The 7,685-nt window shown below is 72.6% G+C and carries 6 protein-coding genes; 3 read left to right on the top strand and 3 right to left on the bottom strand.

Features of this window, described 5'->3' with window-relative positions; all coding sequences use genetic code 11:
• Positions 1-166: 166 nt before the first annotated feature.
• From AB0D08_RS39380 to AB0D08_RS39390, 3 genes are all read right to left on the bottom strand, one after another.
• Positions 167-1,450, bottom strand: coding sequence for an Ig-like domain-containing protein (locus AB0D08_RS39380; RefSeq protein WP_359895150.1), 1,284 nt, complete (start codon positions 1,448-1,450; stop codon positions 167-169).
• Positions 1,451-1,647: 197 nt separating this feature from the next.
• On the bottom strand, positions 1,648-1,974 hold the full coding sequence (locus AB0D08_RS39385; RefSeq protein WP_033822257.1) for a hypothetical protein: 327 nt from the start codon (positions 1,972-1,974) through the stop codon (positions 1,648-1,650).
• 492 nt (positions 1,975-2,466) lie between these two features.
• Positions 2,467-3,867 carry a cystathionine beta-synthase gene (locus AB0D08_RS39390; RefSeq protein ID WP_033822256.1) on the bottom strand — a complete coding sequence of 467 codons (1,401 nt, stop codon included), beginning with the start codon at positions 3,865-3,867 and terminating at the stop codon, positions 2,467-2,469.
• A gap of 161 nt (positions 3,868-4,028) precedes the next feature.
• Between AB0D08_RS39390 and AB0D08_RS39395 the strand changes: the two genes are divergently transcribed.
• From AB0D08_RS39395 to AB0D08_RS39405, 3 genes are all read left to right on the top strand, one after another.
• Positions 4,029-5,090, top strand: a complete 1,062-nt coding sequence (locus AB0D08_RS39395; protein WP_359895153.1) for an SGNH/GDSL hydrolase family protein — start codon at positions 4,029-4,031, stop codon at positions 5,088-5,090.
• 84 nt (positions 5,091-5,174) lie between these two features.
• Positions 5,175-6,395, top strand: coding sequence for an acetyl-CoA C-acetyltransferase (locus AB0D08_RS39400; RefSeq protein ID WP_359895155.1), 1,221 nt, complete (start codon positions 5,175-5,177; stop codon positions 6,393-6,395).
• 281 nt (positions 6,396-6,676) lie between these two features.
• The gene (locus AB0D08_RS39405) at positions 6,677-7,621 is read left to right on the top strand and encodes a hypothetical protein (protein WP_359895157.1); all 945 of its coding nucleotides are present in this window, start codon (positions 6,677-6,679) and stop codon (positions 7,619-7,621) included.
• Positions 7,622-7,685: the final 64 nt, after the last annotated feature.

The raw sequence follows: 7,685 nt of genomic DNA on the forward strand, positions 1-7,685 counted from the left end.
GTCCGCGAGGTGCTCCTGGAGCAGGCCGCTGCTGGTGGTGGCGCCCGAGTCGAGCCGGTCGATCGCGGCCGGATCCGGGGCCGACCCCGTTCCGGCCGCGGGTGCGGCGGTCGGATCCGGGGCCGTTCTCCCGGTACGCGGGGAGGGCGGGCGGGCCGGCGGAGGGTCAGACGGCGCTGCCGGCCTTCCACTGGGTCCAGGTCATGTTCCAGCCGTTCAGGCCGTTGGCCGGGTCGACCTGCTTGTCACCGGAGTTGACCACCTCGACCACGTCCCCGATCAGCGAACTGGCGTAGAACCTGGCCGCGTTGGTGGTCGGGTCGGTGCCGCCCTGGACGTCCCGCAGGGAGATGCAGCCGTGGCTGGTGTTGGCTTTGCCGAACTGCGAGGCGGGCGACCAGTAGTTGCCGTGGATGAAGGTGCCGGAGGCGGTCAGGCGCTGGGCGTGCGGCACGTCCGGGATGTTGTACTCGTCGCCGAGGCCGACGGTGGCGGAGTCCATCTTGGTCTGCTGGAACTGCTCGGAGATGACCAGCTTGCCGCCCCAGGTCCGGTGTTCGGGGGAGCCGCCGATGACCGGGTAGACGGCGGTGACCTTGCCGTCGGTGGTGACGGTGAGGGTGTCGGCGGCGAGGTCGGCGACGCTGGTCTGGCTGCGGCCGATGGTGAAGGTCACGTCCTTGGACTGGATGCCGTAGACGCCCTTGGTGCCTTCGACGTCCTTCAGCCGGAGGCTGAGCGTGACCTTGGTGCCCTTGGCCCAGTACTGCTGCGGGCGGAAGTCCAGCCGGGTGCTGGAGAACCAGTGGCCGACGACCTCGACGCCGGGGTCGGCGACCACGGAGATGGCCCGCTGGACGGCGGCGCGGTTGGTGACCGGCTTGTTGAAGCGGATCGAGATCGGCATCCCGACGCCGACCGTGGAGCCGTCCTCCGGGGTGAAGTAGCCGACGAAGGTGCTGGCCGGGGTGGCGGTGGCGAAGCTGGTGTTGGCGTCGGCCTCGCGGCCGCTGTGGTCGTCGGCGATCACGGAGACGGTGTACTTGGTGCCGGAGACCAGCGGCCCGGTCGAGGTCCACGCGGAGGCGTCCGGGCTGAGCTGCCCGGGTATGACGGCGCCGGTCGCGTCCACCAGCGCCACCGCCCGCAGGCTGCCGTCGGTCACAGTGACCTTGACCGGGTCGCCGAACGGCGCGTCGGTGGTGCCGTTGGCCGGCCTGACAGTGATCTTCGCCACCGAGGCCTTCGGGCTGCTGCTGGGGGTGGCGGTGCCGCCCTGCGGGGCCAGCGGGCTCTCCGAGGAGCCGCCGCTGCTGCCGCCGCTGCTGCCGCCGCTGCCGCCGTCGCAGGCCGCCAGGAACAGCGCCGGCGCGCCGAGCAGGCCCGCCAGCACGCCACGCCGCGTCCACTGGCCGCCGAGCGGACGGTTCGGCTTCTCCGGTGCGGTCACTGCGGACTCCCTGCTGCTCGCGTTGCCGGCACATCGGGTGGGACCGACGCAATCGAGACTTGTTGCGGTTCCGTGAGGAAATGGTCGAGACCGTTCGAGAATACTCAAGATCCCATCAGAACGGACAAACGATCGAAAAAGCCGCCCGCCCCGGATGCTCCGGGACAGGCGGCGGCAGGGGTCGAGGCCCGGACGGGCTACTCCACCTCGTGCTCCTCCCAGGTCTCGTCCTCGGGGTCGTAGTCGGTGATCGCCGACTCCCAGGTGGCCGAGGTCAGCTCGACGCCCGGCACCTCGCCGAGCAGTGCGACGGGGTCCACGAAGTGGGCGAGCGAGCCGGACGGGTCCACCTCGATGGCCTCGACGGACTGCGCGCGCTCGTCGTCGTCGAGGTACTCGTCGGCGTCGACCTGGGCGAGGGCCGCGGCCTTGAGCGCCTGCTCGTCGGTGATCTCCGCGATGAGCTCTATGGTGAGGCGGACGTAGCGCGGGGCGTCCTGCCCGGAAAGATCAGTGCTGGTCATGCCTGCGAGGGTAGGCGAGCGGGCCGCCGCACGGAAACGGGCCGGCGCACACGGGTTCGACGCCCCGGCGTGGACCCGCCCTGGACCCGGCGCGCGGAACACGGCAGGGCCGGTGCCCGAGTCCGGGTACCGGCCCTGCCGCCTCCGCAAGGGCTCCCCCACCCGGGAGCCGCGGAGACGCGCCTCTCGGCGCGATAGGTGGCGCGGGGGCCACCACACCCTCCCGGCCGGAGCCGGCAGGGGCGGGACGACGGCAGCCCCCGCGCGCAGGACACGGTGGGCCGGGTCAGGGCCGACCGACGTGTCCGTGGTGGCTGCGATGCCGGGGAGCCGCTCCCGACCTCCGCTGCCACCGTGCTCGGCGTCTTGCCGTCGACCACTACGATGCCGGACGGTTGTTAACCCCGTGATGCGCGGACGTGACGTCGGTGTACCAACCGCCGGGCCGGCCCGTCCTCACCCGTCCGGCCCGTCAAGGCCGCTGACCCGTGGTCAGTGACCGGCCCGGCTGGTCAGGTAGGACAGCAGGTCCTGGCGGGTGACGATGCCCTGCGGCTTGCCCTCGACCAGCACGACGGCCGCGTCGGCCTTCTCCAGCACCGCCATCAGGCTGGTGACGGACTCGCCCGAACCGACCACCGGCAGCGGCTTGGACATCACCTTGTCCAGGCTGTCGGTGAGCTTGATCCGCTGCGAGAACAGGGCGTCCAGCAGCTCGCGCTCGACCACCGAGCCGATCACCTCGCCCGCCATGATGTCCGGGTGCCCGGCGCCCGGCGAGACCACCGGCATCTGGGAGACGCCGAAGTCGCGCAGCACCCGGACGGCCTCGGCGACCGTCTCGTTGGGGTGCATGTGGACGAACTGCGGGATGCCCTCGTGCTCGACGGCGTCCTTGCGGGCCAGCACCTCGCCGATGTGCGCCTCGTCCTCGGCGGTGGGCAGGAAGCCGTAGTCGGCCATCCAGTCGTCGTTGAAGATCTTCGAGAGGTAGCCGCGGCCGCCGTCGGGCAGCAGTACCACCACGACGTCGTCCGGGCCGAGCCCGCGGGCCACCTCCAGCGCGGCCACCACGGCCATCCCGCAGGAGCCGCCGACCAGCAGGCCCTCCTCCTTGGCGAGGCGGCGGGTCATCTGGAAGGAGTCCTTGTCGGAGACCGCGACGATCCCGTCCGCGACCTCGCGGTCGTAGGCGGTCGGCCAGAAGTCCTCGCCGACGCCCTCGACCAGGTACGGGCGGCCGGTGCCGCCGGAGTAGACCGAGCCCTCCGGGTCGGCGCCGATCACCTTGACGGCGCCCTTGGAGGCGTCCTTCAGGTAGCGGCCGGTGCCGGAGATGGTGCCGCCGGTGCCGACGCCCGCGACGAAGTGGGTGATCTTCCCCTCGGTCTGCTCCCAGAGCTCCGGGCCGGTGGAGTGGTAGTGCGAGGCCGGGTTGTCCGGGTTGGAGTACTGGTCCGGCTTCCAGGCGTTCGGGGTCTCGCGGACCAGCCGGTCGGAGACGTTGTAGTACGAGTCCGGGTGCTCGGGCGCGACGGCGGTCGGGCAGACCACCACCTCGGCACCGTACGCCCGGAGCGTGTTGATCTTGTCGGTGGAGACCTTGTCAGGACAGACGAAGATGCACCTGTAGCCCTTCTGCTGGGCCACGATGGCCAGACCCACCCCGGTGTTGCCGGAGGTCGGCTCGACGATCGTGCCGCCCGGCTTGAGCGCACCGGAGGCCTCGGCGGCCTCGATCATGCGCATCGCGATCCGGTCCTTCACCGAGCCGCCCGGGTTGAAGTACTCGACCTTGGCCAGCACCGTGGCACTGATTCCGTCGGTGACCTTGTTGAGCTTGACCAGAGGTGTGTTTCCGACCAGATCGATGATCGAGTTGTGGTACCGCACGGGGATCCTCCCGGACTATGGCTGCTGTGACTGTGGGTACTCAAAGCCTATGGCCACGGATGGCCGATGGGCGCCGATAGCGCGCGGGTCCACGCGGGTACCAAGGAGTACGGAGCCGCCGCACGAGCCGCTGCGGCGGCGGACGGACAAGGGGGTGCCGGATGCCAGGGGCACAGGCGTCGAGGGCCCGGGTGGCCCGGAGGATCGCGACCGCCGCGGCCTACGGCGGTGGCGGTATCGGCCTGCTCGGGGTCGGCGTGGCGGGCGTGCTGCTGACCGAGAGCAGGCTGGCGATCCGCGCGATCGGCCTGCTGGAGGGGGATCCGCCGCGGGCCGACGGGGTGTACGGGGAAGCGTTCGCGGACCCCGCGGACACCCGGCCGCCGGTGCGGCTGCTCTTCCTCGGGGACTCCACCGCGGCCGGGCTCGGGGTCCTGCGCGGGCATGAGACCCCCGGCGCGCTGCTGGCCTGCGGGCTCGCCTCGGTCGCCGAGCGCCGGGTCAGGCTGCACAACGTCGCCGCCTCGGGCGCGCGCTCCTGCGATCTCGCCGGGCAGGTCCGGCGGGCGCTGGCGTTCCGGCCCGAGCTGGCCGTGATCATGGTCGGCGCCAACGACGTGACCCGGCGCAGCCCCGCCTCCCAGGCGGTGGGGCTGCTGGCGGACGCGGTGGCCACGCTGCGCGGGGCGGGCTGCGAGGTGGTCGTCGGCACCTGCCCGGACCTCGGCACCATCAAGCCGGTCCGGCCGCCGCTGCGCTGGGTGGCCCGGCGGGTGAGCCGGCAGCTGGCGGCGGCCCAGACCATCGCGGTGGTGGAGGCCGGCGGCCGGACGGTGTCGCTGGGTTCGTTGCTCGGCCCGGAGTTCGCCGCCCGGCCGGAGATGTTCGCGGCCGACCGCTACCACCCGTCCGCCCAGGGCTACGCGACGGCCGCGATGGCGCTGCTGCCCTCGCTCTGCGCGGCCCTGGAGGTCTGGCCCGAGGAGACCGGCCGCAGCGGGCCGGTGCAGGGCGACGCGGTGCTGCCGGTCGCGGTGGCCGCGGCCGCGGCGGCCGGGCAGTCGGGCACCGAGGTGGTGGCGGTCGGCCCGGACGGCGGCCGGCGCTGGGCGCAGCTGCGGCACCGGCTGCGGCTCGGGCTGCCCGGCGCGGGCGCCTCGCCGGAGCCGGAGGCCGCGTCGGCCAACTCACACCCGGGGGCGGGTGACGCCGGGGCTACTTAGCGGTAACTTTCCCTGCGAGCAACCTCGGGCCCCCGTGCGCCCGGACCCGCTCGCCCGCCCAGGCCACGCATCGAGGAGCCCGTCATGCCCGAAGCCGTCATCGTCAGCGCCGCCCGTTCGCCGATCGGCCGGGCCTTCAAGGGCTCGCTCAAGGACGTCCGCCCGGACGACCTGACCGCGCAGATCATCGGCGCCGCGCTGGCCAAGGTGCCCGAGCTGGACCCGCGGCAGATCGACGACCTGATGCTGGGCTGCGGCCTGCCCGGCGGCGAGCAGGGCCACAACCTGGCCCGGATCGTCGCGGTGCAGATGGGCATGGACTACCTGCCCGGCGCCACCATCACCCGGTACTGCTCCTCCTCGCTGCAGACCACCCGGATGGCGCTGCACGCGATCAAGGCGGGCGAGGGCGACGTCTTCGTCTCGGCCGGCGTGGAGACCGTCTCGCGCAGCATCAACGGCACCTCGGACGGCATGCCGGGCACCCTCAACCCGTTCTTCGACGACGCGCTGGCCCGCACCGCCAAGCGCGCCGAGGAGGGCGGCGGCGAGTGGCACGACCCGCGCGAGGACGGGCTGGTCCCCGACGCGTACATCGCGATGGGCCAGACCGCGGAGAACCTGGCCGCGCTCAAGGGCGTCACCCGGGCCGACCAGGACGAGTTCGGCGTCCGCTCGCAGAACCTGGCCGAGGCCGCCATCAAGGCCGGCTTCTGGCAGCGCGAGATCACCCCGGTCACCACCCCCGACGGCACCGTGGTCTCGGCCGACGACGGCCCGCGCGCGGGTGTGACGCTGGAGGCCGTCTCCGGTCTCAAGCCGGTGTTCCGCCCCGACGGCACGGTCACCGCCGGTAACTGCTGCCCGCTGAACGACGGCGCGGCCGCCCTGGTGATCATGTCCGACACCAAGGCCCGCGAGCTCGGCATCACCCCGCTGGCCCGGGTGGTCTCCACCGGCGTCAGCGCGCTCTCCCCCGAGATCATGGGCTACGGCCCGGTCGAGGCCTCCCGGCAGGCCCTGAAGCGCGCCGGGCTGTCCATCGGCGACATCGACCTGGTCGAGATCAACGAGGCCTTCGCCGCCCAGGTCATCCCGTCCTACCGCGACCTCGGCATCGACCTGGACCAGCTGAACGTCAACGGCGGCGCCATCGCGGTCGGCCACCCGTTCGGCATGACCGGCGCCCGGATCACCACCACGCTGATCAACTCCCTGCAGTGGCACGACAAGCAGTTCGGTCTGGAGACCATGTGCGTGGGCGGCGGCCAGGGCATGGCGATGGTCATCGAGCGGCTCAGCTGACCCCACCGGGCAGGCCCGCACCACCCGTTCGGGCTCACCGAGAGTAATTGAGGGCCGGATCACACCCCAGGTGTGATCCGGCCCTTCCCGTTGTCGATTCAGCCGGTTTCGTCGACAGTCCGGAATGGATCAACTGCGTAGCGTAGAACGGTATTACCTAACAATTTGGGGACAAGGGGGAAAGTCACACATAAAACGGACATCAGCCACTGCAGCATCTGCCTTTCATGCGGCAGTGTGGAGACGTAACCCCGTTCCACTCCTCGCAAGGAGTACGTTCCGTGAGCGCCGTCTACACCGTCCTGCTGCTGATCCTGATCGCCGTGTCCACCGGCGTCCTGCTCCAACTGCGCCGTGTCGCAAGCCGGCTGAACGACCCGGCCGCCCCGGGCGCCGCCGCCCCGGCCGTGGTCGACGAGGCCGTGATACGCCGCGCCGTGACCGAGGCGCTGGCGGCCGACCGGGAGCGGGAGATCTCCGAGGCCCGCGCGTTCTGGGCCGAGCAGGAGGCCAGGGCGGCCGAGGACGCCCCGCTGTTCGACGCCCCCTTCACCACCGTCGGCGAGGAGTGGCCGCTGTTCTTCCCGCGGCCGACCGGCCCGGACGAGGCCGCCGACACCACCGGCAACGCCGGCACCATGGACCCGGCCTTCGGCGAGGCGCTGCGCTCCGCCCTGGAGGACCTGATCAACGAGGGCGGCCCGGCCCAGGGCGGCGTCCACCCGTCGATGCCCGCCCACCCCGGCCACGGCGGCGGCGCCCCGCACCCCGCCGACAGCGGCGAGGCCCGCGCCCGGCGCGAGGCCGACCTGCTCGCCACCGGTCTGGACGCCGGCCTGCTGGACGCCGACACCGACACCGAGCCCGCCACCGCCCCCGACCCGCGCCGGCACCCCTCGCACCCGGACTTCATCCCCAGCCCGACGCCGTCCCGGGAGTGGACCGACGACCGGCTGGCGGCGCTCGCCGAGGAGAAGGTCGGCCTCACCGACGTCCGCCCCGGCCCGCTGGGCACCCTGGACGTGTACGCCTTCGCCGACGGCACCACCCTGTGCGTGGCGCCCGGCGACCGGGAGGCGGCCTACCGGCTGATCGACGCCGTCCGCGGCGGCGAGGACGTCCGGCTGCTGGGCGGCTCGCGGTTCTCCGGCTCGTACTCGCTGACCTTCTCCACCGACGAGGACACCGTCTACGTGCTGGCCGACCGGGTGGTCGCCAGCATCTGACCGGCAGGCACGCGGCGACGGCGACGGCGACGGCGACGGCCGGCCGAGCGGCAGGGGTTAGCCG

Source organism: Kitasatospora sp. NPDC048540, assembly GCF_040651175.1.
Taxonomy (GTDB): domain Bacteria; phylum Actinomycetota; class Actinomycetes; order Streptomycetales; family Streptomycetaceae; genus Kitasatospora.

Coding starts and splice junctions, on each gene's coding strand:
- AB0D08_RS39385 (WP_033822257.1), bottom strand. CDS start 1,974: ATGACCAGCACTGATCTTTCCGGGCAGGACGCCCCGCGCTACGTCCGC.
- AB0D08_RS39395 (WP_359895153.1), top strand. CDS start 4,029: ATGCCAGGGGCACAGGCGTCGAGGGCCCGGGTGGCCCGGAGGATCGCG.
- AB0D08_RS39400 (WP_359895155.1), top strand. CDS start 5,175: ATGCCCGAAGCCGTCATCGTCAGCGCCGCCCGTTCGCCGATCGGCCGG.